This is a genomic window from Rathayibacter sp. AY2B9 (genome assembly GCF_002931595.1).
In the GTDB taxonomy this organism is placed as follows: Bacteria; Actinomycetota; Actinomycetes; order Actinomycetales; family Microbacteriaceae; genus Rathayibacter.
Genome location: NZ_PSUB01000007.1, coordinates 169151 through 192803, shown reverse-complemented (window position 1 = coordinate 192803; position 23653 = coordinate 169151). Strand labels below are relative to the sequence as shown.

Sequence of the window (23653 nt, the reverse complement as noted above, 5' to 3'; positions counted from 1 at the left end):
GATGAGTCTCGCCGTCCGCGTCATCCCCTGCCTCGACGTCGCCGCCGGCCGCGTCGTGAAGGGCGTCAACTTCCGGAACCTGCGCGATGCGGGCGACCCCGTCGAGCTCGCCCGCCTCTACTTCGAGCAGGGCGCCGACGAGCTGACCTTCCTCGACGTCACCGCCACGGTCGACGACCGCTCGACCACCTACGACGTGGTGCGGGCGACCGCCGAGCAGGTCTTCATCCCGCTCACGGTCGGCGGAGGCGTGCGCAGCGCCGAGGACGTCTCGCGACTGCTCGCGCACGGCGCCGACAAGGTGGGCGTCAACTCCGCCGCGATCGCCCGGCCCGAGCTCCTCGGCGAGATCGCCGACGTCTTCGGCGCGCAGGTGCTCGTGCTCTCGCTCGACGTCAAGCGGAGCGACGCCACGGCGTCCGGCTTCGTCGTCACCACTCACGGCGGACGCCGCGAGACCGAGCTCGACGCCCTGGCCTGGGCGGCCGAGGCCGTCGAGCGCGGCGCCGGGGAGCTGCTGGTCAACTCCATCGACGCAGACGGCACCAAGCAGGGCTTCGACCTCGAGCTGATCGCCGCGATGCGCGAGCTGAGCTCCGTGCCGGTCATCGCCTCCGGAGGCGCCGGCGCCGTCGAGCACTTCGCTCCGGCCGTCGACGCGGGAGCCGACGCCGTGCTCGCCGCCTCCGTCTTCCACAACCGCGAGCTGACGATCGGCGACGTCAAGCGCGCGCTCGCCGCCTCCGGGATCGAGATCCGATGACCCCCGCCGAGCTCGACGCCGTCCTGGACCGCGCCGCCTTCGATCCGACCGGGCTCCTGCCCGCGATCATCCAGCAGCACGACACCCGCGAGGTGCTCATGATGGGCTGGATGGACCGCGAGGCGCTCCGGCGGACCCTCACCGAGGGCCGCGTCACCTTCTGGTCGCGCTCGCGCCAGGAGTACTGGCGCAAGGGCGACACGTCCGGGCACGCGCAGTACGTGCGGGGTGCCGCCCTCGACTGCGACGCCGACACTCTGCTGGTCCAGGTCGAGCAGATCGGCGCAGCCTGCCACACGGGCGAGCGCGCCTGCTTCGACGTCGACCCCCTCGTGCCGTTCACCGGCCTCGGTCCGGCGGAGTGAGCATGAGCGGACGGCGGCTGAAGTACACGGCGATCCTCGGGGTCGTGCTGCTCGCCGCGCTCGAGCTGACCTCCTCCACCCAGACCTGGTCCACGCTGACCCTGGCCGCGATCGAGGGGGAGGGCCAGCGGATCGACGTGGCCGGGACCGTCGCCGCGCCCGCGCTCTCCGCCCTGGCGCTCGCGGGCCTAGCCCTCGCCGCGGCCCTCGCCATCGCCGGCCCCGTCTTCCGGATCGTGCTCGGTGTGCTCCAGGCCGTCCTCGGCGCCTCGGTGGTGCTCGCGGCCGCGACGGCACTGGGCGACCCCGTGCGCGCCGGCGCTTCGCTCGTCACCGAGGCGACCGCCATCGCGGGGGAGCAGTCCGTCGCGGCGCTCGTGGCCTCGTCCTCCGCGACGGCCTGGCCCGTCGTCGCCCTGGTCTGCGGCGTGCTCACCGCGCTGCTCGGGATCGGCGTCCTCGCGACCTCGCGCCGCTGGCCGGGAGCGGCGCGGAAGCGCGCGTCCCGCTTCGAGCCCGCCGACGGCCACGGCCACGGCGCGTCGACCGTGCAGACGGACGACGGCGACATCGACCCGGTCATCTCGTGGGACGAGCTCTCGCGCGGCGACGACCCCACCTCGGGCCGCTGACACCGGCTGGGGACGTGTCCGGCGGTCCGGCATCCCCGCCTCCTGCAGGCGGCTGCGCAGGCGAGTCCGGGGCCGGGCGCTCAGGCGCCTCACGCTAGACTGCTCTGGTCCCGATGCACCCCCAGGAGGAGACCCATGAGCACCGAGCACGACGACGACAACCACGGCCACTCGCCCGCAGCGTGGACGGCCGTCGTCATCATGCTGGTCGGATTCACGATCGGCACGATCGCGTTCTGGTTCGACGTGCCCCTGGTGGTCTGGCTCTCGGCCGGCCTGGTCGTGGTGGGTCTGCTCGTGGGCATGGGCATGGCCAAGGCGGGCTACGGCGTCAACGGCGCGAAGGCGAACCCGAAGGCGCGCGCCTAGGTGCTCGCCGACCTCACCGCCGGCGCCCTGGCCGACGCGGCCCGGCGCCGCGAGAGCGCCCCGCTCGAAGCCGTCGAGCGCCGCGCGCTCGCCCAGGCGCCCGCCCTCGACGCCCTGGCCGCTCTGGCCCCCGCCGAGCGCGTCAGGATCATCGCCGAGGTGAAGCGCGCCAGCCCGTCGCGCGGAGCCCTCGCCGACATCCCCGTCCCCGCCGAGCTGGCCGGACAGTACGAGCTCGGGGGAGCGAGCGCGATCAGCGTCCTCACCGAGGAGCGCCGCTTCAAGGGGTCCCTCGCGGACCTCGAGGCGGTCCGCGAGCGCGTGTCGATCCCCGTCCTGCGCAAGGACTTCGTCGCCGAGCCGTACCAGGTCCTCGAGGCCCGCGCGGCCGGAGCCGACCTGGTCCTCCTCATCGTCGCCGCGCTCGAGCAGCCCCTGCTCGCCGAGCTGCACGCCCTCGTCCTCGAGCTGGGGATGACCCCGCTCGTCGAGACGCACTCGGCCGACGAGCTCGAGCGGGCCGCCGACCTCGGCGCGCGGCTCATCGGCGTGAACGCCCGCGACCTCTCCACCTTCCAGCTCGACCGCGACCTCTTCGGCCGCCTCTCCGAGCGCTTCCCCGACGACGCGGTGAAGGTGGCCGAGTCGGCCGTCCTCACCTCCGACGACGTCGCGCACTACCGCGGCTCCGGAGCCGACGTCGTCCTCGTGGGCGAGGCTCTCGTCACCGGCGGCGACCCCGTCTCCACCCTCGCCGGCTTCCTGGCGCACTGACCACTCCGATAGGCGGTACCCCCATGGCACTCCGGGATGAACTCGGCCCCTACTTCGGCGAGTTCGGCGGACGCTACGTCCCCGAGTCCCTCGTCGAGGCCCTCGACGAGCTGAGCGCCGAGTACGAGCGCACGAAGGTCGATCCCGCGTTCGCGGCCGAGCTGATGGAGCTGCACCGCAGCTACACCGGCCGTCCGTCGATCATCACCGAGGTGCCGCGGTTCGCCGAGCACGCCGGCGGAGCACGGATCATCCTCAAGCGCGAGGACCTCAACCACACCGGCTCGCACAAGATCAACAACGTGCTGGGCCAGGCGCTGCTCACCAAGCGGATCGGCAAGACCCGCGTCATCGCCGAGACGGGAGCGGGCCAGCACGGCGTCGCGACCGCCACGGCCGCCGCCCTGTTCGGCCTCGACTGCGTGGTCTACATGGGCGAGGTCGACACCGAGCGCCAGGCCCTCAACGTCGCCCGCATGCGCCTGCTCGGCGCCGAGGTGATCCCCGTGACGACCGGCTCGCGCACCCTCAAGGACGCGATCAACGACGCGATGCGCGACTGGGTGACGAACGTAGGCACCACGAACTACATCTTCGGCACCGTCGCGGGCCCGCACCCGTTCCCGGCCCTCGTCCGCGACTTCCAGAAGATCATCGGCGAGGAGGCGCGCGAGCAGGTCCTCGAGCTGACCGGCTCGCTGCCCACCGCGGTCACCGCCTGCGTCGGCGGCGGCTCCAACGCGATGGGGATCTTCCACGCCTTCCTCGACGACCCCGAGGTCCGCCTCGTCGGCTTCGAGGCCGGCGGCGACGGGATCGAGACCCCCCGCCACGCGGCGACCATCAGCAAGGGCCGCCCCGGCGTCCTGCACGGCGCCCGGAGCTTCCTCCTCCAGGACGAGGACGGCCAGACCGTCGAGTCGCACTCGATCTCGGCCGGCCTCGACTACCCGGGCATCGGCCCGGAGCACGCGTGGCTCTCGAGCATCGGCCGCGCCGACTACCGCGCGGTCACCGACTCGGCCGCGATGGACGCGCTCATGCTGCTCAGCCGCACCGAGGGGATCATCCCGGCGATCGAGTCCGCGCACGCGCTGGCCGGCACGCTGGAGCTCGGGCGCGAGCTCGGCCCCGAGGCCACCATCCTGGTCAACCTCTCGGGCCGCGGCGACAAGGACATGACGACCGCTGCGCACTACTTCGGCCTCATGGACCAGGGCGCGGTGCAGTCGTGAGCGGCCGCGGACCGAGCGTCGCCGAGACCGTCCGGCGCCGGAACGAGGAGGCGGCGGGCGCCCTGATCGGCTACCTCCCCGTCGGCTTCCCCGACCTGCCGACCAGCATCGACGCCGCCGTGGCCATGGCCGAGAACGGCGTCGACGCGATCGAGCTCGGTCTGCCCTACTCCGATCCGGTGATGGACGGACCCGTCATCCAGGAGGCGACCCAGGCCGCCATCGCGGGCGGCTTCCGCCTCCGCCACGGCTTCGAGGCCGTCCGCGAGATCCGGGCGCGCGTCGACGTGCCGGTCCTGGTGATGACCTACTACAACCCCGTCCTGCAGTACGGGGTCGAGCGCTTCGCCACCGATCTGGCCGAGGCCGGCGGGTCCGGCCTCATCACGCCCGACCTGATCCCGGACGAGGGCGCCGAGTGGCTCGCCGTCTCCGAGCGGCTCGGACTCGACCGCGTGTTCCTCGCGGCGCCGTCCTCGACGGACACGCGCCTGCGCCAGGCCGTCGACTCGAGCCGTGGATTCGTCTACGCGGTCTCGACGATGGGCATCACCGGCGCGCGCACCGATGTCGACTCCGCGGCCCGCACCCTGGTCGACCGCCTCCGCGCCGCCGGCTCCGAGAGCGCGTGCGTCGGCCTGGGCATCTCGACCGGCGAGCAGGTCGCCGAGATCCTCGCCTACGCGGACGGCGCCATCGTCGGATCCGCCCTGGTGCGGGCGCTGGCGTCCGGCGGGGTCGACGCGGTCGCCGAGACCTCCCGCGGCCTCGCCGAGGGCACCCGCCTGCGCTCCGCGCGCTGACACCCTCCCGCTACAATCGGGATGCCCACCGGGGCGCGGCCGAGCCGTGCCCGGGGGACCCCCTCCTTCGAAAGGTCGAGTACCGGTGTCCGTACCGCTGAGCATTCCGAGCCCCCCCGACGCGTGGAGTCAGTACGACCTCACGATCGGCACCTTCACGCTCGCGATCCACACCTACGCGCTCTGCATCCTCGCGGGGATCATCGTGGCGACGATCATGACGAACCAGCGCCTCAAGCGCCGCGGCGCGGAGCCGTGGGTCGTGCTCGACATCATCATCTGGGCCGTGCCGCTCGGCATCGTCGGCGCCCGCGCCTACCACGTGCTCACCCACCCCGGCGACTACTTCTACGACGGCGCCGACCCGTGGGAGGTCGTCCGCATCTGGAACGGCGGCAACGCCATCTTCGGCGGGCTGATCGGAGGCGCGGTCGGCGCGTTCATCGGCTGCCGCTGGACAGGAGTGCGGTTCTGGACCTTCGCCGACGCCCTCGCCCCCGGCATGCTCGCCGCGCAGGCGCTCGGGCGCCTGGGCAACTGGTTCAACCACGAGCTCTTCGGCCTGCCCACGACCCTGCCCTGGGGCCTCGAGATCGAGACCACCAACCCTGCCTTCCCCGTCGGCCTCCCGGCGGGCACGCTCTTCCACCCGACCTTCCTCTACGAGATCCTCTGGAACGTCGTCGGCATCGCGGTCATCCTCCTGCTCGAGCGCCGTCTCAAGCTGCAGTGGGGCACCGTCTTCGCCGCCTACCTGATCTGGTACGGGATCGGCCGCGTCTGGTTCGAGTCCATCCGGATCGACCCGAGCGAGTTCTTCTGGGGCATCCGCACCAATGTCTGGGCCGCGCTCATCGCCGTGGTCATCGGCCTGGTCCTCGTGGTGATCCAGAAGCGCGAGCACCCGGGCGCCGAGCCCTCGGCCTACCGGCCGGGTCGCGAGTGGACGCCCGCCCCGGCTGCGGTAGAATTCGAGGACGTCGAGTCCGACTCCGACGACTCCACCACCCCTGCTTCCGGCACCGACGCCGAGAAGCCGACGGTCTCCCGCACCTGACGGAGGTCGCGGAGCCTCCGCGACCGCCTCCCGGGTGCCCGACACCTCCACGACCGCCCCATCGCGGCGCAGCCACGAGCGCTGCCGCGGGCGGGTCGTCGTGCAGGCACCGCCGGTGGCGCGCGACGCTCGCGCCACGGCAGAACCCTGCGGCCCTCCCGATCGGGGAGCCGCTCCTCCTCCACCACCGCGGGCCAGCGACGTCCCGATCAGCCATCACCCCCGTGAGGACGGTTCCCATGGCCTCCGCCCAGCCCTCGACCCCGGCCCGCGCCGTGCCCTTCCTGGGCATGCCGCCGGCGCAGGGGATGTACGACCCGGCCGCCGAGAAGGACGCGTGCGGTCTCGCGATGGTCGCCACCATGCGCGGCACCGCCGGCCACGACATCATCGACGCCGCGCTGAACGCGCTGCGCAACCTCGAGCACCGCGGCGCCGTCGGCTCCGACGCGGGAACGGGCGACGGCGCGGGGATCATCACGCAGATCCCGGACGAGTTCCTCCGCGCGGTCGCTCCCTTCGAGCTCCCGCCGCTGGGCCAGTACGCGGTGGGCAACGCCTTCCTCCCGGTGGACGTGTTCGAGCGCGAGCGGGTCAAGTCGACGATCGCCGACATCGCCCGCGAGGAGAACCTCGCCGTGGTCGGCTGGCGCTCCGTGCCCGTGCAGCCCGACGAGATCGGCACGCTCGCCCGGGCCGCCATGCCGGCGATCGAGCAGCTGTTCATCCGGAGCGAGCTGACCGACGAGAGCGGCACGCCCCTCTCCTCCGTGCGCCTCGACCGTCTGACCTTCCGCCTGCGCAAGCGCGTCGAGCGCGAGCTCGAGGTCTACTTCATGTCGCTCTCGAGCCGCACGCTCGTCTACAAGGGCATGGTGACGACGCTCCAGCTGGAGCCGTTCTACCCGGACCTGTCCGACGAGCGCTTCGCGTCGAAGCTCGCGCTGGTGCACTCCCGGTACTCCACCAACACCTTCCCCTCGTGGCCGCTCGCTCAGCCGTTCCGGATGATCGCGCACAACGGCGAGATCAACACGGTGCAGGGCAACCGCAACTGGATGCGCGCGCGCCAGTCGCAGCTGAAGAGCCGCGACCTGGGCGACCTGGCCCCGCTGTTCCCGATCGTCTCGCCCGGCCGCAGCGACTCCGCCTCGTTCGACGAGACCGTCGAGCTGCTCAATCTGGCCGGCCGGTCGCTCCCGCACGCGGTCATGATGATGGTGCCGGAGGCCTGGGAGAACCAGGACGGCGCGCTCGACCCGAAGCGCCGCGCGTTCTACGAGTACCACTCGATGCTCATGGAGCCGTGGGACGGCCCGGCCGCGATCGTCTTCACCGACGGCGAGCTCGTCGGCGCCACCCTCGACCGCAACGGGCTCCGCCCCGGCCGCTACGTCGTCACCGACGACGGGCTCGTGGTGCTCGCCAGCGAGATCGGCGTGCTCGACATCGACCCCGCGAAGGTGGTCCGCAAGGGACGCCTGCAGCCCGGCCGCATGTTCCTGGTCGACACCGAGCAGGGCCGCATCGTCGAGGACGAGGAGATCAAGGGGCAGCTCGCCGCCTCCGGTCCGTTCGAGGAGTGGCTCGAGAAGGGCCGCATCAACCTCAAGGACCTCCCCGAGCGCGAGCACATCGTGCACACGCCCGCCTCGGTCAACCGCCGCCAGCGCACCTTCGGCTACACCGAGGAGGAGGTCCGCCTCCTCCTGCTGCCGATGGCGCGCGCCGGTGCGGAGCCGCTCGGAGCGATGGGCTCGGACACCCCCGTGGCCGTCCTGTCCAAGCGCCCCCGCCTGCTCTTCGACTACTTCACGCAGGCCTTCGCGCAGGTGACGAACCCGCCGCTGGACTCGATCCGCGAGGAGGTCGTGACCTCGCTCCGCCTGGGCCTCGGCCCCGAGCGCAACCTGCTGACCGCCGGTGCCGAGCACGCGCGCCAGGTCGTCCTCGACTTCCCGGTCATCGACAACGACGAGCTCGCGAAGATCCAGCACATCGCGCCGCGCCCGCTGAGCCACATCACCACGACGATCCGCGGCCTGTACCGCGTCGACGCTGGACCCCGCGCGATGCAGGACCGCATCGACGAGATGTGCGACGAGGCCGACGAGGCCATCGCCGCGGGAGCGCAGTTCCTGGTGCTGTCGGACCGCGACTCCACCAAGGACCTCGCGCCGATCCCGTCGCTGCTGATGCTCGCCGCCGTGCACCACCACCTCATCCGCACCGAGAACCGGATGCGAGTGGGGCTCGTGGTCGAGGCGGGCGACGTCCGCGAGGTGCACCACGTGGCGACGCTCATCGGCTACGGCGCCTCCGCGGTCAACCCGTACCTGGCGATGGAGACCTGCGAGGACCTCGTCCGCAGCGGCATGCTGTCGGACGTCTCGCCGGAGAAGGCCGTGAAGAACGTGATCAAGGCGCTCGGCAAGGGCGTGCTGAAGATCATGTCCAAGATGGGCATCTCCACCGTGTCGAGCTACGCCGGGGCGCAGACCTTCGAGGCCGTCGGCCTCAGCCAGGCGTTCGTCGACCAGTACTTCACCGGCACCGTCTCGAAGCTCGGCGGCATCGGCATCGACGTCGTCGCCGAGGAGAACGCCGCGCGTCACCGCGCCGCCTATCCCGAGGACGGCGCGATCGTCGCGCATGAGCGCCTGGCGGTCGGCGGCGAGTACCAGTGGCGCCGCGACGGCGCCCCGCACCTGTTCAACCCGGACACGGTGTTCCGCCTGCAGCACTCGACGCGCAACCGCCGCTACGACGTCTTCCGCGAGTACACGAAGATGGTCGACGACCAGGCGAGCTCGCTGATGACCCTCCGCGGCATGTTCAAGCTCGACACCGCGGGGCGCACGCCGATCCCGATCGACGAGGTCGAGCCGGTCGAGGCGATCGTGAAGCGCTTCTCGACGGGCGCGATGAGCTACGGCTCCATCTCGCCGGAGGCGCACGAGACGCTCGCCATCGCGATGAACCGCCTCGGCGCCAAGTCGAACACGGGCGAGGGCGGCGAGGACACCGAGCGGCTGCTCGACCCGGAGCGCCGCTCCGCGATCAAGCAGGTCGCCTCGGGCCGCTTCGGCGTCACGAGCATGTACCTCACCCACGCCGACGACATCCAGATCAAGCTCGCCCAGGGCGCCAAGCCCGGCGAGGGCGGTCAGCTGCCGCCGACGAAGGTGTACCCGTGGATCGCGCGCACCCGGCACGCGACCGCCGGTGTCGGCCTGATCTCGCCGCCGCCGCACCACGACATCTACTCGATCGAGGACCTGAAGCAGCTGATCTTCGACCTCAAGCGGGCGAACCCGTCGGCGCGCATCCACGCGAAGCTGGTCAGCCAGTCGGGCATCGGAGCGGTCGCCGCCGGCACCGCGAAGGCCCTCGCCGACGTGATCCTCGTCTCGGGTCACGACGGCGGCACCGGCGCGAGCCCGGTGAACTCGCTCAAGCACGCGGGCACGCCCTGGGAGCTCGGCCTGGCCGAGACCCAGCAGACGCTGATGCTCAACGGCATGCGCGATCGCGTGGTCGTGCAGGTCGACGGCCAGATGAAGACCGGTCGCGACGTCGTCATCGGCGCGCTGCTCGGGGCCGAGGAGTTCGGCTTCGCGACGGCCCCGCTGATCGTCGAGGGCTGCATCATGATGCGCGTCTGCCACCTCGACACCTGCCCGGTGGGCGTCGCGACGCAGAACCCGGAGCTGCGCCAGCGGTTCTCCGGAAAGCCGGAGTTCGTCGTCAACTTCTTCGAGTTCATCGCCCAGGAGGTGCGCGAGTACCTCGCGCAGCTCGGCTTCCGGAGCGTCGACGAGATCGTCGGACACCGCGAGCTGCTCGACGTCGACCAGGCGATCGAGCACTGGAAGGCGAGCGGGCTCGACCTGACGCCGATCCTCGTCGGACCGGTCTTCACGGCGGAGGAGCCGCGCCGCCACGGCCGCGCGCAGGAGCACGAGCTCGAGCACCACTTCGACAACGAGCTGATCCGCCTCGCGGCGAACGTGCTCGACCACCGCGGCACCGTGCGGATCGAGCGCGAGATCAAGAACACCGAGCGCGCCGTCGGCACCATGCTCGGCCACGAGGTCACCGTCCGCTTCGGCGAGAACGGCCTGCCGGCCGACTCCATCGTCGTATCGCTCCGCGGCTCGGCCGGGCAGTCGCTCGGAGCGTTCCTCCCCGCCGGCATCACGCTGCGGCTCGAGGGCGACTCCAACGACTACGTCGGCAAGGGCCTCTCGGGCGGCCAGATCGTGGTGCGGCCGGACCGCCGCAGCACCTTCGACGCCTCGACGAACGTGATCGCGGGCAATGTGATCGGCTACGGGGCGACCCAGGGCACGATGTTCATCCGCGGGATGGTCGGCGAGCGCTTCCTGGTCCGCAACTCCGGCGCCACCGCGGTGGTCGAGGGAGTGGGCGACCACGCGCTCGAGTACATGACCGGCGGCCTGGCGGTGATCCTCGGCGAGACCGGGCGGAACCTCGGCGCCGGCATGTCGGGCGGCACGGCCTACATCCACGGCCTGCGCCGCGAGCTCGTGAACCGCGACGCGATCGCCTCCGGCGAGCTGACCCTCTCCGAGCTCGGCAGCGCCGACGTGGAGATCCTTCGCGACCTGCTCGAGCGGCACGTCGCGGAGACCGAGTCGACCCTGGCCCAGGGGATGCTCGACGATTTCGACGGAACGGTCTCGCGTTTCGTCAAGGTACTGCCCCGCGACTTCGCCGCGGTGCTCGCGACGCGCGCATCCGCTGTGGAGGAGGGGCTCGACCCCGACGGCGACGTCGTCTGGGGACGGATTCTGGAGGTGACCGGTGGCTGATCCCAAGGGGTTCCTGAAGGTGCAGGACCGGGAGCTGCCCAAGCGGCGTCCCGTGTCCGTCCGCCTGATGGACTGGAAAGAGGTCTACGAGCAGGGCGACTCCGCCGTGCTGCGCCGGCAGGCGGGCCGCTGCATGGACTGCGGCATCCCGTTCTGCCACAAGGGCTGCCCGCTGGGGAACCTGATCCCCGAGTGGAACGATCTGATGTGGCGCGGCGAGGGCCGCCAGGCGATCGAGCGCCTGCACGCGACGAACAACTTCCCGGAGTTCACGGGCCGGCTCTGCCCGGCGCCGTGCGAGTCGTCCTGCGTGCTCGGCATCAATCAGCCCGCCGTCACGATCAAGCAGATCGAGGTCTCGATCATCGATCAGGCCTTCGGCAACGACTGGGTGCAGCCGCACCCGCCGGAGCGCCTGACCGGCAAGACCGTCGCGGTCGTCGGATCCGGCCCGGCGGGGCTCGCCGCCGCTCAGCAGCTCACCCGCGCCGGGCACACCGTCGCGGTCTACGAGCGCGACGACCGCATCGGCGGCCTCCTGCGCTACGGGATCCCGGACTTCAAGATGGAGAAGAAGCACCTCGAGCTCCGCCTGAACCAGATGAAGGCCGAGGGCACCCGGTTCCGCGCGGGCGTCGACATCGGCTCCGACATCACCTGGGACGACCTGCGGGCGCGCTACGACGCGGTCGTGGTCGCCACCGGCGCTCTCGTGCCGCGCGACCTGCCGATCCCGGGGCGCGACCTCGACGGCGTGCACTTCGCCATGGAGTACCTCGTGCAGTCGAACCGCGCGATCGCGGGCGACCGCGTCTTCGAGCAGATCTCGGCCGAGGGCAAGCACGTCGTCGTCCTGGGCGGAGGCGACACCGGAGCGGACTGCATCGGCACCGCCCACCGCCAGAAGGCCGCGTCGGTCACGAACCTGGCGATCGGGCAGCAGCCGCCGTCACAGCGCCCGGACAGCCAGCCCTGGCCGATGGACCCGACCGTGTTCGAGGTCTCGAGCGCCCACGAGGAGGGCGGGGAGCGGATGTTCCTCGCGTCGACCGTGGAGTTCCTCGCGAACGAGGGCGGCGAGGTCCGCGCGGTGCGCGTGGCCGAGACCGAGTACCTCGACGGGCGCCGCGTCCCCAAGGCGGGCACCGAGCGCGAGATCCCGGCCGACCTGGTCCTGCTCGCCCTCGGCTTCACCGGCCCGGAGGCGGACCACCTCGGCCGCCAGCTCGACGTCCCCTTCACCGAGCGCGGCAACGTCGCGCGCGGCGACGCCTTCGAGACCACCGTCCCCGGCGTCTTCGTGGCCGGCGACGCCGGGCGCGGCCAGTCCCTGATCGTCTGGGCGATCGCGGAGGGCCGCTCCGTCGCGGCCGAGGTCGACCGCTACCTCGAGGGCACGACCCAGCTGCCGGCGCCGGTCGGCCCCGACGACCGGGGCTTCACGCTCTAGTCCCCGGGACGCGATAGTCTCGGCCCGCCAGCAATCAGCTCACCCTCCCCGCTAACGACGCGCCTCCGGGCGCAGAACAACGGAGCACCCCCTCAATGAGACGAGCGAAAATCGTCGCCACCCTCGGCCCGGCAACGTCGTCGTACGAGACCATTCGTGCGATCATCGACGCCGGCGTGGACGTGGCCCGCATGAACCTCAGTCACGGAAGCTACGACGTCCACGAAGGCATCTACCGCATCGTGCGGAAGGCCGCGGACGACGCCGGGCGCGCGGTCGCGATCCTCGTCGACCTGCAGGGTCCGAAGATCCGCCTCGGCAAGTTCGAGGGCGGCCCGTACGCCCTCGCCGAGGGCGACGTCTTCACCATCACCACCGAGGACGTCCTCGGCACGCGCGAGCTCTCGGGCACCACGTTCAAGGGCCTCCCGGACGACGTGAACCCGGGCGACATGCTCCTCATCGACGACGGCAAGGTCGCTGTCCGCGTCACCGCCGTCGAGGGCCCCCGGGTCGTCACCGAGGTCGTCGTCCCCGGCAACATCTCGAACAACAAGGGCATCAACCTGCCCGGTGTCGCGGTCAACGTCCCCGCCCTCTCCCAGAAGGACGAGGACGACCTCCGCTGGGCGATCCGCCTCGGCGCCGACATCATCGCCCTCTCCTTCGTGCGCAACGCCAGCGACATCGAGCGCGTGCACGAGATCATGGCGGAGGAGGGCCGCAAGGCTCCCGTCATCGCCAAGATCGAGAAGCCGCAGGCGGTCGACAACCTGCAGGAGATCATCGACGTCTTCGACGGCATCATGGTCGCCCGCGGCGACCTCGGCGTCGAGCTGCCCCTCGAGGCGGTGCCGATCGTGCAGAAGCACGCCGTCGAGCTCGCCCGCCGCTGGGCGAAGCCGGTCATCGTCGCGACCCAGATGCTCGAGTCGATGATCGAGAGCCCCCGCCCCACCCGGGCCGAGGCCTCGGACGTCGCGAACGCCATCCTCGACGGCGCGGACGCGGTCATGCTCTCGGGCGAGACCAGCGTCGGAGCCTGGCCCGTCGTCACCGTGCAGACCATGGCCCGCATCGTCGAGTCCACCGAGGAGCACGGCCTGGAGCGCATCCCCCCGCTGGGCAGCAAGCCCCGCACCCAGGGCGGATCGGTCACGCTGGCCGCCGCCGAGGTCGCGGAGTTCGTCGAGGCGAAGTTCCTCTGCGTGTTCACGGAGTCGGGCGACTCGGTCCGCCGCATGACGCGCCTGCGCCACGGCATCCCGATCATCGGCTTCACCCCCGAGCCGGCCGTCCGCCGCCGCATGGCGCTGAACTGGGGCGTCCAGTCCTTCGTCACGCCGCGCGTCAACCACACCGACGCGATGTTCGCGCAGGTGGACGCGGTGCTGCTCCGCGAGGGCCTCGCCCAGGCGGGCGAGACCGTGGTCGTCGTCTCCGGATCGCCCCCCGGGCGCGCCGGCACGACGAACGACATGCGGGTGCACATCGTCGGCTCGTCCAGCTCGGCCGACAGGGCCGAGAACTGGGACCACTGAGTCCAGCACCCCCGGAGGGCCCGGTCGCGCGAGCGGCCGGGCCCTCCGGCGTTCCCCGGCGGTCCGCGTGGCGGGACGCGCCTCCGCGGGCGGATACCGTGGACCCATGCGACTCGGCGTGCTCGACATCGGCTCCAACACGGTCCACCTGCTCCTCGTCGACGCGCACCCCGGCGCCCGCCCGGTGCCCTACCGCTCGCACAAGCGGAGCCTCGCTCTCGTGGCGCACCTCGACGAGGCGGGGGAGATCACCGAGCGGGGCCAGCGCGAGCTGATCGCGTTCGTGACCGAGGCCGCCGAGGTCGCCCGCGAGCACCGCGCGGAGGACCTGCTGGCGTTCGCAACCTCGGCGATCCGCGAGGCCGGCAACGGCGCGGCGGTCCTCGACCGGGTCCGCGCCGAGACGGGCGTGCACCTCCAGGAGCTCGGCGGCGAGGCGGAGGCGTCGGCCACCTTCCTCGCCGTGCGCCGCTGGTTCGGCTGGGGCGCGGGCTCGATCCTGGACCTCGACATCGGCGGCGGCTCGTTCGAGCTCTCGATGGGCGTGGACGAGGTGCCTGAGCTCGCCGTGTCGGTCCCGCTCGGAGCGGGGCGGGTGACGCGGGACCTGCTGGTCGGCGATCCCGCCTCGGCCACGAGCGTGAAGGCCGCCCGGCGTCACGCCCGTGAGGTGCTCGCGGAGCCCGTCCGCGGCTTCCTCGCCCTGGGGCGCCCCGACCTGGTCGCAGGCACGTCGAAGACCTTCCGGTCTCTGGCGCGGATCACCGGCGCCGCTCCGAGCGCCGCCGGTCCGCTGGTGCGCCGCAAGCTGCACCTGGTCGACCTCCGGCTGTGGTCCGCCCGCCTCGCCGCGATCAGCGCGGCCGACCGCTCAGCGCTGCCCGGCGTCTCCGCTCTGCGGGCGCCGCAGCTGCTCGCGGGCGCTCTCGTCGCGGAGGCGGCCATGGACGCCCTCGGCATCGAGACGCTGGTGATCTGCCCCTGGGCCACCCGCGAGGGGCTGATCATCCGCCGCTTCGAGCTGCTCGACGCGCAGATCCAGCGCGAGGACGTTCAGCTCAGCGCGATGCTGTAGGACAGCGACCGCCGGCCGCCCGGCTCGAGGACGATCTGGCGCGGCTTGTCGACGATGTCGCCGTCCCAGCCCTCGGGGGTCGGGACGCTCCGCCAGGGCTCGAGGCAGACGAACGGGGCCCCGACGGGCTTCCACACGCCGACCACGTCGAAGTCCCCGGTGTCGACGACGATCGCGCGGGCGGCGCTGTCGGCCTCGAGCCGGAGGGTCCGCCGGCGCGGCTCGTCGAAGATCATCACGCCCTCCTCGAAGTGCGCGTCGTCCACTGTCAGGACCCCGTCCTCGAGCGGCGCCGGGTGGCGCGCCTCGAGCAGCAGGTTCTCCGGAGCGCGGCGGTACCCCTCCGGCTCGGGCTGCGCGAAGCGGATGCGGTGCTCGCCGCGGCCCTCGGGCAGCGGCAGCGCGAAGGCCGGGTGGTTGCCGAGCGAGAAGCCCAGCGGAGAGGGACTCCTGTTCTCGACGGTCTGGGTGATCCGGAGCGAGGCGCCGGTCACGGCGTAGGCGATGAGGAGCGTCCAGTCGAAGGGGAACACCGCGCGCGTGGCGTCGTCGCTCCGGAGCCGGAACACCGCCTCGTCCGCCGAGACGCCCGCGAGCTCGAAGACCCGGTCCCGCGCGAAGCCGTGCTGCCCCATCCGGTGGTCCGCGCCGTCGTGGTGCAGCGTGTCGCCGGGGAGGCGCCCGATGATCGGGAACAGGACGGGAGCGTGCCGGCGCCACTCCGGGCCGGCCTGCCACAGGTACTCGCGGCCCTCGTCGTCGCGGAGGGACGTCATCTCGGCCCCGGCGGTTGTCAGGGCGAGGCGCAGGCTCTCGCTGCCGAGGGTGAGGACGGTGGGCGCGGGGGAGTCGCTGCTGGTCATCCTCCGATTCTGCCCGTCACGCGGTGCGGGCGGGGGTGTCGGCGGCGCGTGGCAGCATGGGGCGGTGCCTCCCGAGTCGACCCCCTCCTCCTGGCGCGCCCGCGTCGGCGAGCTCAGCGGACCCCCCGAGGCCGAGTCGCCGACCGTCCTCACTCCGATCGGGCTGCAGTTCGAGCTGCGCCGGCTGGTGCGCCGGGCCGACGATCCGTGGCGGGCGCCGGCGAGCGAGCGCGTCACGGCGAAGACCTACGACCCCGACGAGCGCCGCGACCACCGTCTGGCCACCCGCCCCGCCGTCCGTGGGCGCGGGGGCGCCTGGAACCGCACCACCCTCACCTGGAAGTCGCTGAACTTCCAGACCCACCGGCTCTCGCTCGACCCCGCTCACCAGCGCTGGTTCGCCGAGTTCGCGGCTCTGCACCGCGCCACGCGCACCGTCCACTTCGGGCAGGACCCCGACTGGATCCACCTCGACGACTACGAGAGCCCGCTGCTCTGGCGGCTGCTCGAGCAGGCGCAGGCCGCCGGGATCCCGCTGCTCGCCCCGGAGAAGGGCGCGGTCCGTCTCGCCGGTCCCGCGCATGTGGCGGTGACGGTCTCGGCCGAGGAGGGAGGCCTGCGGCTGCGGCCCGTCCTGCGGATCGACGGCGCGGAGCACGCGCCCGAGTCAGCGCGTCCGGTCGCCCGGCACGGCGTCTACGCGGTCGAGGGCGGCGATCCGTCCTCGCTCCTGCTCGCGCCCGCGTCCCTGCCCTTCGACGACGAGGAGCTGCGGCTCCTCGACCACCCCGAGGAGACGGAGGTCCCGGCGGAGGACGTGCCCGAGTTCGTCGGCGAGCACCTCCCCGCCCTCCGCGGCCGCGTCGCGGTGCGCGAGGAGGGCGTCGACCTCGTCCTGGACGATCCGGAGCCCCCGCGCCTGGTCTGCACGGTCTCGTTCGAGCCGCGGCGCGCCGTCAGGGTGGGCTGGCACTGGCGCCGCTCGCCCGATCGCGCGGGCGAGCTCGACGGCACGGCCGACGCGGCTCTCGAGCGCGCGGTGCTCCGCCGGGTGCGCTCGGTGCTCGGCGAGGCCGGGTCCGCTCTCGTGCCGGAGCCGGGGACGAGCGCGGTCCTGCGCGGGGCCGAGGCGGCGGTGTTCGTGGTGGAGCAGCTCCCGCAGCTGGAGGGGATCGGCGGGGTCCGGCTCGAGCGCGAGGGCGCGGCCCCGGACTACCGCCTGCTGACCGGACCGCTCACGCTCACGATCACCGCGGTCGACACCGAGAGCGCCGACTGGTTCGACCTCGGCGTCGTCGTGACCATCGGCGACGCGACCGTGCCGTTCCTGCCCCTCTTCCGCGCTCTGGCCGCGGGCGGCGACCGCATCCGCCTGGTCGACCACTCCTACCTCTCGCTCGCGCACCCCGGCCTCGACCGGCTCCGGGAGCTGCTTACCCGGGCGGACGAGCTCGAGGAGTGGGAGACGGGACCGCGGCTCGGCCGGCACCAGGCCGGGCTGTGGAACGAGCTGGAGGAGCTCGCCGACGAGAGCGTCCCCTCCGACGCGTGGCGCGCCGTGCTCGACTCCGCGCTGGCCGCCGGGTCGCCGGAGGACGTGGAGCCACCGGAGGGCCTGACCGCCCGGCTGCGTCCGTACCAGCGGGCGGGCTACGCCTGGCTCGTGCACCGCCTCCGTCACGGGCTCGGCGGGATCCTGGCCGACGACATGGGTCTCGGCAAGACCCTGCAGGCGCTGGCCATGATGCTCGACGCGGTCGAGGAGGCGGGCCGCGCCGGGATCCGCCGTGCGCCGTTCCTCGTGGTCGCCCCCACCTCGGTCGTGCCGGGCTGGCGCTCGGAGGCCGAGCGCTTCGCGCCCGCCCTGCGCGTCCACGTCGTCGCGAGCTCGCGGGAGGGCGCGCTCGACGCGATCCCGGCCGACGCGGACGTGGTCCTCACCAGCTACGCGGTCCTGCGCCTCGGCGGCGAGCGCTGGGCGTCGAGGACGTGGTCGGCGCTGATCCTCGACGAGGCCCAGTTCGTCAAGAACCCCGCCTCACAGACGCACCGGGCCGCCCGCGGGGTCGGCGCGCCCGTCACGCTCGCGCTCACCGGCACACCGCTGGAGAACTCGCTCGACGAGCTCTGGGCGGTCCTCGCCCTGGTGGCGCCCGGGCTCCTGCCGCCGCTGCGCCGCTTCCGCGAGGAGTACACCCGGCCGATCCTGCACGCGGAGGCGCCCGTCGGCATCGCCTCGCCCGATCTGTCCGAGGGACGGACCGTCAGCCACACCGAGGGCGCGCGCCGCCGCCTCGAGAGACTGCGCCGACGACTGCGTCCGTTCCTGCTCCGCCGCACCAAGGAGGCGGTGGCGCCGGAGCTCCCCGAGAAGCAGGAGCAGACGATCGAGGTCGCGCTGACCCCCGCCCACAGGGTGCTCTACGACGGCTACCTCCAGCGCGAGCGGCGGAAGCTCCTGGGCCTGGTCGACGACCTCGACCGGCAGCGCTTCACGGTGTTCCGATCGCTCACCCTCCTGCGCCTGCTCGCGCTCGACGCGTCCCTGGTCGACCCGGCCTACCGGCACGTCCCGTCCGCGAAGCTCGACGTGCTCGTCGAGCAGCTCGACGACGTGATCGCGGAAGGCCGTCGGGCCCTCGTCTTCAGCACCTTCACCTCGTACCTGGAGCGGGCGGGGGAGCGGCTGCGTCGGCGCGGCATCCCGTTCGTGCAGCTCGACGGCTCCACGCGGGACCGCGCGGGAGTGATCGAGGAGTTCCGCTCCGGAGCCGCGCCCGTCTTCCTGATCAGCCTGAAGGCGGGCGGCACCGGGCTCACCCTCACCGAGGCCGACCACGTCTTCATCCTCGACCCGTGGTGGAACCCGGCGGCCGAGGCGCAGGCCGTCGACCGCGCGCACCGCATCGGCCAGGAGCGGCGGGTGAACGTGTACCGGCTGGTGGCGACGGACACGATCGAGGAGAAGATCGTGCGCCTCCAGGAGCGCAAGGGCCGCCTCAGCACGGCGGTGCTCGACGAGGGCGAGCTCTTCGCCCGGGCGCTGTCGGCCGACGACGTCCGCGAACTGCTGGCCGAGTGACCACGGCCCCACGAAGGGTGACAGAACGGCCAGGCGCGGCCCAGGATCCGAGCGCACACTGAGCGGATGAGACGCCGCCGCCCCCGCCCCCGCGCCGACTGGATCGTGGCCCTCGAGAAGGGCGACGACGCCGGGCTCTTCGGACCGGGCAGCGCGGTCTGGGCGGTCAACGGCGGCCTGCCCACGATGATCGCCGGAGTGCGGGCTCTGCTCATGCAGACCCTCCACGCCGGAGCGATGGCCGGTGTCCACGACCACTCCCGCTACCGCGAGGACCCGATGGGCCGGCTCGACAACACGGTCCGCTGGGTCCTGACCACCAGCTTCGGCGACACCGCCGCGGCGAGCGGAGCGGCGCGCTGGGTGACCGGCGTGCACGAGCGGATCGTCGGCTCCTACGAGGACGCCGGCGGGCGCGAGCGCTCCTACTCGGCGCAGGACCCCCGCCTGCTGCTCTGGGTGCACGACGCCTTCACCGACGCGTTCCTCGGCGCCCACGAGATCTGGGGCGGACGGATCCCCGGCGGCCCCGACGCCTACGTGCGCGAGTGGGCCGCCTCCGGCCGGCTGCTCGGAGTGCAGGATCCGCCCGAGAGCGTCGCGGAGCTCCGCGCGCAGCTCGCCGGATTCGCGGGCGAGCTCAAGCCCGACGCACGCGTGCACGAGGCGGTCGGCTTCCTCCGCGACATCCGGCTGCCGGGCGAGGCGGGCGTGGTCTACCCGCTGCTGTTCGCCGGCGCGGTCGCCTCGCTCAGCCCCGAGGTGCGGAGGCTCCTGGGCCTCCGGCGCCCGTGGTGGCCCGCGATCACGGCGAACCGCCTGCTGTTCGTGTTCCTGGGCCGGCATCTCGGCCGGGTCTCGCCGAGCGAGCAGGCCGCGATCGACCGCATCGCCGGCCTCGACCAGGTGCGCACCGGCGCCTGACGCTCTTCCCGTACACCTGTCCGGGAAGTGGTAGACTGACGTCGATGACTCCCGCCCGCCTCGCCTCCGTGCCCGCGGCGGAGTCCCCCTCGGCGCTCGGCTCCGCCGATCCGCGAGCCCGGCGCACCCGCCGCCGCGTGTTCGACGCGGTCGAGCGGCTCGTCATGCAGAGCGACGGCGAGAGGGCCGAGGGCATCGCGGTGAGCGACATCGTGCGCGAGGCCGGGATCAGCCGCAGCTCGTTCTACGCCCACTTCGACGACGCGGCGGGAGTCGCCTCCGCGCTGCTCCGCCAGGACCTCGTGGTCGCCGACGTCGCCGAGGGCGATCCCGCCGACCGCTCCGGAGCCGACGCCCTGCAGCGCGGCTACTCGCGGCTCGTCGAGCGGCTGGTCGACCGCCACGCCTTCCATGCCCGGCTCCGCGCGCGGGCCTCCGCCCGGGTCGCCTCCGACGACGCCGTGCTCGACACGGCGCTCGCCCTGCACCGCGAGGTGCTCGCCCGGGTCGACGTCCCCGCAGCGGTCGACCCCGAGCTCACCGCGGTCTTCGCGGCCGGCGGCGTCCTCTCCGTGGTCGGCGCCTGGCTCGCCGGCTCCCTCGACGGCACCGACGAGGAGCTGGTCGAGCACCTCGTCGCGCTGCTCCCGGCCTGGCTCGCCGCGGCGCCGCTGCGCCCCCTGGACTCCTCACTCCCACCACGCCCCACGACGAAAGGCACGACATGATGACATTCGAGGTCGGCGAGACCCTGGTCTACCCGCACCACGGAGCGGTGACGATCACCGGGCTCGAGAAGCGCTCGGTCAAGGGCGTCGAGAAGACGTTCATGACGATGAACGTGCACACCAGCGAGCTCACCATCACCCTCCCCGTCGAGAACGCCGAGCTCGTCGGCGTCCGCGAGATCATCGACGACGCCGGAGTCCAGGCGGTCTACGACGTCCTGCGCAGCGACGTCGCGGAGGAGGCCAGCAACTGGTCCCGCCGCTTCAAGGCCAACCAGGAGAAGATGGCCAGCGGCAGCGTGTACCGCGTCAGCGAGGTCGTCCGCGACCTGTGGCGCCGCGAGCAGGCGGGCGGCGTCTCGGCCGGCGAGAAGCGGATGCTCCTCAAGGCGCGTCAGATCCTCGTGTCGGAGCTCTCGCTCGCCCTGAAGGGCACCGACGAGGAGGCCTCGGCCAAGCTCGACGAGGTCCTCGCCTCGGCGATCTGACCCCGCGTCGCGGCGGGTCGGTTCACTCGGGCCGGCACGCCGCGATGATCCTCGCGGCGACCTCGTCCTGCGAGGCGGAGCCGTCGATCCGCACCAGGAGCTCGCGCTCGTCGTAGACCTCCGCCAGAGGAGCCGTCTCGCGCTCGTAGACCTCGATCCGGTTCCGCACCACCTCGGGGTCGTCGTCGGCGCGGTCCTGCTCCTGCGCCCGCACGTGCAGCCGTTCGAGGACCACGTCCGCGTCGGCCGTCAGCAGCACGACGCACGAGAGCGGCGTGCCCCGCTCCTCGAGGAGCTCCGCCAGCGCGTCCACCTGGGCGAGCGTGCGCGGGTAGCCGTCGAGGATGAACCCCTCCCGGGCGTCCTCCTCGGCGATGCGCTCGGCGACCAGGGCGTTCGTCAGCTCGTCCGGCACGTACTCGCCGGCCTCCACGAGCGCCCGCAGACGCCGTCCGAGGTCGGTGCCGTCGGCGACGTGCGCGCGGAACAGATCGCCGGTGGAGATCGCCGGCACCCCCAGCTCGCGCGACAGCACGGCCGCCTGGGTGCCCTTGCCCACGCCGGGCGGGCCCATCATGATGACGCGCATCGCTCGTCCTCCTCGGTGTCGTCAGGCGATGCTAGCGGTGCGGAGCGGGGTGGCCGGTGCACACCGCGCCCGTAGGCTGGCGGGACGAGCCGAGGAGGAGTGATGCCCGCAGCACCCGGGGCCGAGCAGGCCGCCGCCGATCTGGCCGCGCTCCTGCGCGAGGTCTCCGCCGAGCTCGACGCCCGCGGCATCGCCGACCAGGCCGTCGCCGAGCTGCGGACGCCGCGCGCGATCCTCGGCTTCCGCCGCAAGCCGGTGATGGCGCCGGTGACCCGCGCGTGGCGCCTCGGCGTGGTGCTCCTCGGACGCGAGGGCGAGCTCCTCGCGACGGGATCGGTCACTCGTGCCGTCGCTCCGCTGCACGCCAACAACCAGTCCGAGTCGCAGGAGGCGCGCCGCGAGATCCGGCGCGCCGCCTTCGACGGTCCGTTCCAGGAGGGCGAGATCGTCAACTACGGCTGGCGGCGCCTCGCACTGGACGCCGCAGCGCTCGAGTCGGGCCAGGAGCCGCTGGCCCTGCGCGGCTCCGAGGTGCTCGTGCGCTGGGCGCCCGGTCTGGGCGAGCAGGGACTGATGCCGCTGCGCCGGTACCTGGCCGACCGCCTCGACCTCCTCGAGGCCGACTAGCGCCGGGTCACTCCTCCTCGGCCACCGGGTGGAACCACGGCGGGTAGACGGCGACGCGGGGAGAGGCGTCGATGCCCTCGAAGAGAGCCTTGACGCGGTTGCGGGCGGCGACCGACGCCACGCCGACCGTCGCGACGCCCTCGAGCGGGAAGCGCTCGGGCACGAGCGCCTCGGCGCTGCGCAGGGCCGGCTCGTCGACCAGGAGGCGCGCGAAGGTGCGCACGAGCGCGTCGCCCTCGGTGAAGCGCGTGAGGACGTGGGAGGCGTCGCCGTCGCTCAGGACCGGGGCGGAGGCGAGCGAGCCCACCAGGACGACGTACTGCGAGGCGGTGGTCTCGTGGGCGCTCGGCGACCAGTGCGGAGCGACCCGCTCGCCGCGCAGGTCGGCCCAGAGGGCGGCGTCGGGGGAGAGGAAGAAGGGCACGAAGCCGGCGACGCTGACGCCGTCCTTCACCTGCACGGCACGGCGGTGCTCGCGGGTGGTCTCGGCGCTGACGTCGATCGCGGGGCGCTCCTGGAGCTGCTGGTCCGCCAGGATCGCGCCGGCGGCGACGATCGCCTCGAGGTTGTCGAGGTGGGTGACGTGGTAGATCCGCTGCGCGGCGATGTCGACCTTCGGCAGGGGCTTCTCGCGCGCCGTGCCGCGGGCGGCGGCACGGGCGGTGGCCGCACGGGAGGTCCCGGGCACGCGCGCGGGGGCGCGGGTGGCACGGCCGACCTGCTCGGGGAGCTTCTTCGGGGTGCAGACGTCGCAGAGCGCGATGTCGAGGCCGTGGATGCATTCGGTGGGCACTCTGGATTCCTTCTGCGCGCGGGCTCGGGGTTCCGCCGCAGGGACGACGTTACGCGACCGGGGCCCCCGCGCGTCCCGGCGGCGGGGATCTGCGGAGCCGCGGCGTCCGCCCGGGCATCCTCTGGGAGGCGCCGGAGCACCGCTCCCCGCCGCGTAGCGTGAGCGGGATGAAGCGCGTGCCGCCCGCCGAGGGCCAGGAATCCGTCTGGGACTACCCGCGACCCCCGAGGGTCGAGACCACCACCGAGCACGTGGTCGTGCGGCTGGGCGGCGTCGTCGTCGCCGAGTCCCGCGACGCTCTCCGCGTCCTCGAGACGAGCCACCCTCCCGTCTACTACCTCCCCGTGTCCTCGTTCGCGCCCGGGGCGCTCGAGCCCGCGCCCGGCAGCAGCATCTGCGAGTTCAAGGGCGCGGCCTCCTACCTGACCGTGCGCGGGGGAGGAGGAGCGGTCGCGGAGGCGGCGGGCTGGACGTACCCCGAGCCGATGGACGGCTTCGAGGCCCTCGTCGACACGGTCGCCCTCTACCCCGGCCGGATGGACTCCTGCACCGTCGACGGCGAGACGGTCCAGCCGCAGCCGGGCGACTTCTACGGCGGCTGGATCACCTCGCGCGTGGTCGGTCCGTTCAAGGGCTCGCCGGGCACGATGTTCTGGTGAA

General features: G+C 72.9%; 21 protein-coding genes. 18 read left to right on the top strand and 3 right to left on the bottom strand.

Going from position 1 to position 23653, the window contains the following annotated elements; translation table 11 throughout:
* Position 1 precedes the first annotated feature (1 nt).
* The 12 genes from hisF to C5C25_RS08985 all read left to right on the top strand — a co-directional run bounded on the left by hisF (position 2) and on the right by C5C25_RS08985 (position 14899).
* Positions 2 to 763, top strand: a complete 762-nt coding sequence (hisF, locus tag C5C25_RS09040; RefSeq protein WP_104250381.1) for an imidazole glycerol phosphate synthase subunit HisF — start codon at positions 2 to 4, stop codon at positions 761 to 763.
* Complete coding sequence (gene hisI / locus C5C25_RS09035; protein WP_104250380.1) at positions 760 to 1128, top strand: phosphoribosyl-AMP cyclohydrolase; 369 nt, start codon at positions 760 to 762, stop codon at positions 1126 to 1128. The genes hisF and hisI overlap by 4 nt, the downstream gene beginning before the upstream one ends.
* A 2-nt stretch (positions 1129 to 1130) precedes the next feature.
* Complete coding sequence (locus C5C25_RS09030) at positions 1131 to 1760, top strand: Trp biosynthesis-associated membrane protein (protein WP_104250379.1); 630 nt, start codon at positions 1131 to 1133, stop codon at positions 1758 to 1760.
* A 135-nt stretch (positions 1761 to 1895) separates the two neighbouring features.
* Positions 1896 to 2129 (top strand): DUF6704 family protein, encoded by a 234-nt coding sequence (locus C5C25_RS09025; protein ID WP_104221860.1) that lies wholly within the window; start codon positions 1896 to 1898, stop codon positions 2127 to 2129.
* Positions 2130 to 2903, top strand: a complete 774-nt coding sequence (gene trpC / locus C5C25_RS09020; RefSeq protein ID WP_104250378.1) for an indole-3-glycerol phosphate synthase TrpC — start codon at positions 2130 to 2132, stop codon at positions 2901 to 2903.
* A gap of 23 nt (positions 2904 to 2926) precedes the next feature.
* Positions 2927 to 4138, top strand: coding sequence for a tryptophan synthase subunit beta (gene trpB / locus C5C25_RS09015; RefSeq protein WP_104225310.1), 1212 nt, complete (start codon positions 2927 to 2929; stop codon positions 4136 to 4138).
* Entirely contained in the window at positions 4135 to 4941 is an 807-nt protein-coding gene (gene trpA / locus C5C25_RS09010) for a tryptophan synthase subunit alpha (RefSeq protein ID WP_104232657.1), read from the top strand. The genes trpB and trpA overlap by 4 nt, the downstream gene beginning before the upstream one ends.
* An 85-nt stretch (positions 4942 to 5026) precedes the next feature.
* Positions 5027 to 5998 carry a prolipoprotein diacylglyceryl transferase gene (gene lgt, locus C5C25_RS09005; protein WP_258069377.1) on the top strand — a complete coding sequence of 324 codons (972 nt, stop codon included), beginning with the start codon at positions 5027 to 5029 and terminating at the stop codon, positions 5996 to 5998.
* 239 nt (positions 5999 to 6237) lie between these two features.
* The gene (gene gltB, locus C5C25_RS09000; RefSeq protein ID WP_104250377.1) at positions 6238 to 10833 is read left to right on the top strand and encodes a glutamate synthase large subunit; all 4596 of its coding nucleotides are present in this window, start codon (positions 6238 to 6240) and stop codon (positions 10831 to 10833) included.
* Positions 10826 to 12283, top strand: coding sequence for a glutamate synthase subunit beta (locus C5C25_RS08995; RefSeq protein ID WP_104232655.1), 1458 nt, complete (start codon positions 10826 to 10828; stop codon positions 12281 to 12283). Before gltB ends, C5C25_RS08995 begins: the two co-directional genes overlap by 8 nt.
* A gap of 95 nt (positions 12284 to 12378) precedes the next feature.
* Entirely contained in the window at positions 12379 to 13824 is a 1446-nt protein-coding gene (gene pyk, locus C5C25_RS08990; protein WP_104250376.1) for a pyruvate kinase, read from the top strand.
* A gap of 106 nt (positions 13825 to 13930) precedes the next feature.
* Positions 13931 to 14899 carry an exopolyphosphatase gene (locus tag C5C25_RS08985; RefSeq protein ID WP_104250375.1) on the top strand — a complete coding sequence of 323 codons (969 nt, stop codon included), beginning with the start codon at positions 13931 to 13933 and terminating at the stop codon, positions 14897 to 14899.
* Here C5C25_RS08985 and C5C25_RS08980 read toward each other — a convergent pair.
* Positions 14878 to 15762, bottom strand: a complete 885-nt coding sequence (locus C5C25_RS08980; RefSeq protein WP_104250374.1) for an aldose 1-epimerase family protein — start codon at positions 15760 to 15762, stop codon at positions 14878 to 14880. The genes C5C25_RS08985 and C5C25_RS08980 overlap by 22 nt on opposite strands.
* A gap of 64 nt (positions 15763 to 15826) precedes the next feature.
* Here C5C25_RS08980 and C5C25_RS08975 point away from each other — a divergent pair, with 64 nt between their 5' ends.
* The 4 genes from C5C25_RS08975 (at position 15827) to C5C25_RS08960 (ending at position 20984) form a co-directional block, all read left to right on the top strand.
* The gene (locus C5C25_RS08975) at positions 15827 to 18844 is read left to right on the top strand and encodes a DEAD/DEAH box helicase (RefSeq protein WP_104250397.1); all 3018 of its coding nucleotides are present in this window, start codon (positions 15827 to 15829) and stop codon (positions 18842 to 18844) included.
* A gap of 66 nt (positions 18845 to 18910) precedes the next feature.
* Entirely contained in the window at positions 18911 to 19768 is an 858-nt protein-coding gene (locus C5C25_RS08970; RefSeq protein WP_104250373.1) for an oxygenase MpaB family protein, read from the top strand.
* Between the two features lie 44 nt (positions 19769 to 19812).
* Positions 19813 to 20496: a TetR/AcrR family transcriptional regulator gene (locus C5C25_RS08965; protein WP_104221877.1), complete on the top strand. Its 684-nt coding sequence runs from the start codon at positions 19813 to 19815 to the stop codon at positions 20494 to 20496.
* Complete coding sequence (locus C5C25_RS08960; RefSeq protein WP_068257183.1) at positions 20496 to 20984, top strand: CarD family transcriptional regulator; 489 nt, start codon at positions 20496 to 20498, stop codon at positions 20982 to 20984. The genes C5C25_RS08965 and C5C25_RS08960 overlap by 1 nt, the downstream gene beginning before the upstream one ends.
* Before the next feature lie 22 nt (positions 20985 to 21006).
* On the opposite strand, the gene C5C25_RS08955 is transcribed toward C5C25_RS08960, so the two are convergent.
* Positions 21007 to 21573: an adenylate kinase gene (locus C5C25_RS08955; protein ID WP_104250372.1), complete on the bottom strand. Its 567-nt coding sequence runs from the start codon at positions 21571 to 21573 to the stop codon at positions 21007 to 21009.
* Between the two features lie 102 nt (positions 21574 to 21675).
* Here C5C25_RS08955 and C5C25_RS08950 point away from each other — a divergent pair, with 102 nt between their 5' ends.
* A complete protein-coding gene (locus C5C25_RS08950) occupies positions 21676 to 22200 on the top strand; it encodes a hypothetical protein (protein WP_104232649.1) in 525 nt (174 codons plus the stop codon).
* Between the two features lie 7 nt (positions 22201 to 22207).
* On the opposite strand, the gene C5C25_RS08945 is transcribed toward C5C25_RS08950, so the two are convergent.
* Entirely contained in the window at positions 22208 to 22993 is a 786-nt protein-coding gene (locus C5C25_RS08945; RefSeq protein ID WP_104221883.1) for a DarT ssDNA thymidine ADP-ribosyltransferase family protein, read from the bottom strand.
* A 167-nt stretch (positions 22994 to 23160) separates the two neighbouring features.
* Between C5C25_RS08945 and C5C25_RS08940 the strand changes: the two genes are divergently transcribed.
* A complete protein-coding gene (locus C5C25_RS08940) occupies positions 23161 to 23652 on the top strand; it encodes a DUF427 domain-containing protein (RefSeq protein WP_104250371.1) in 492 nt (163 codons plus the stop codon).
* Position 23653: the final 1 nt, after the last annotated feature.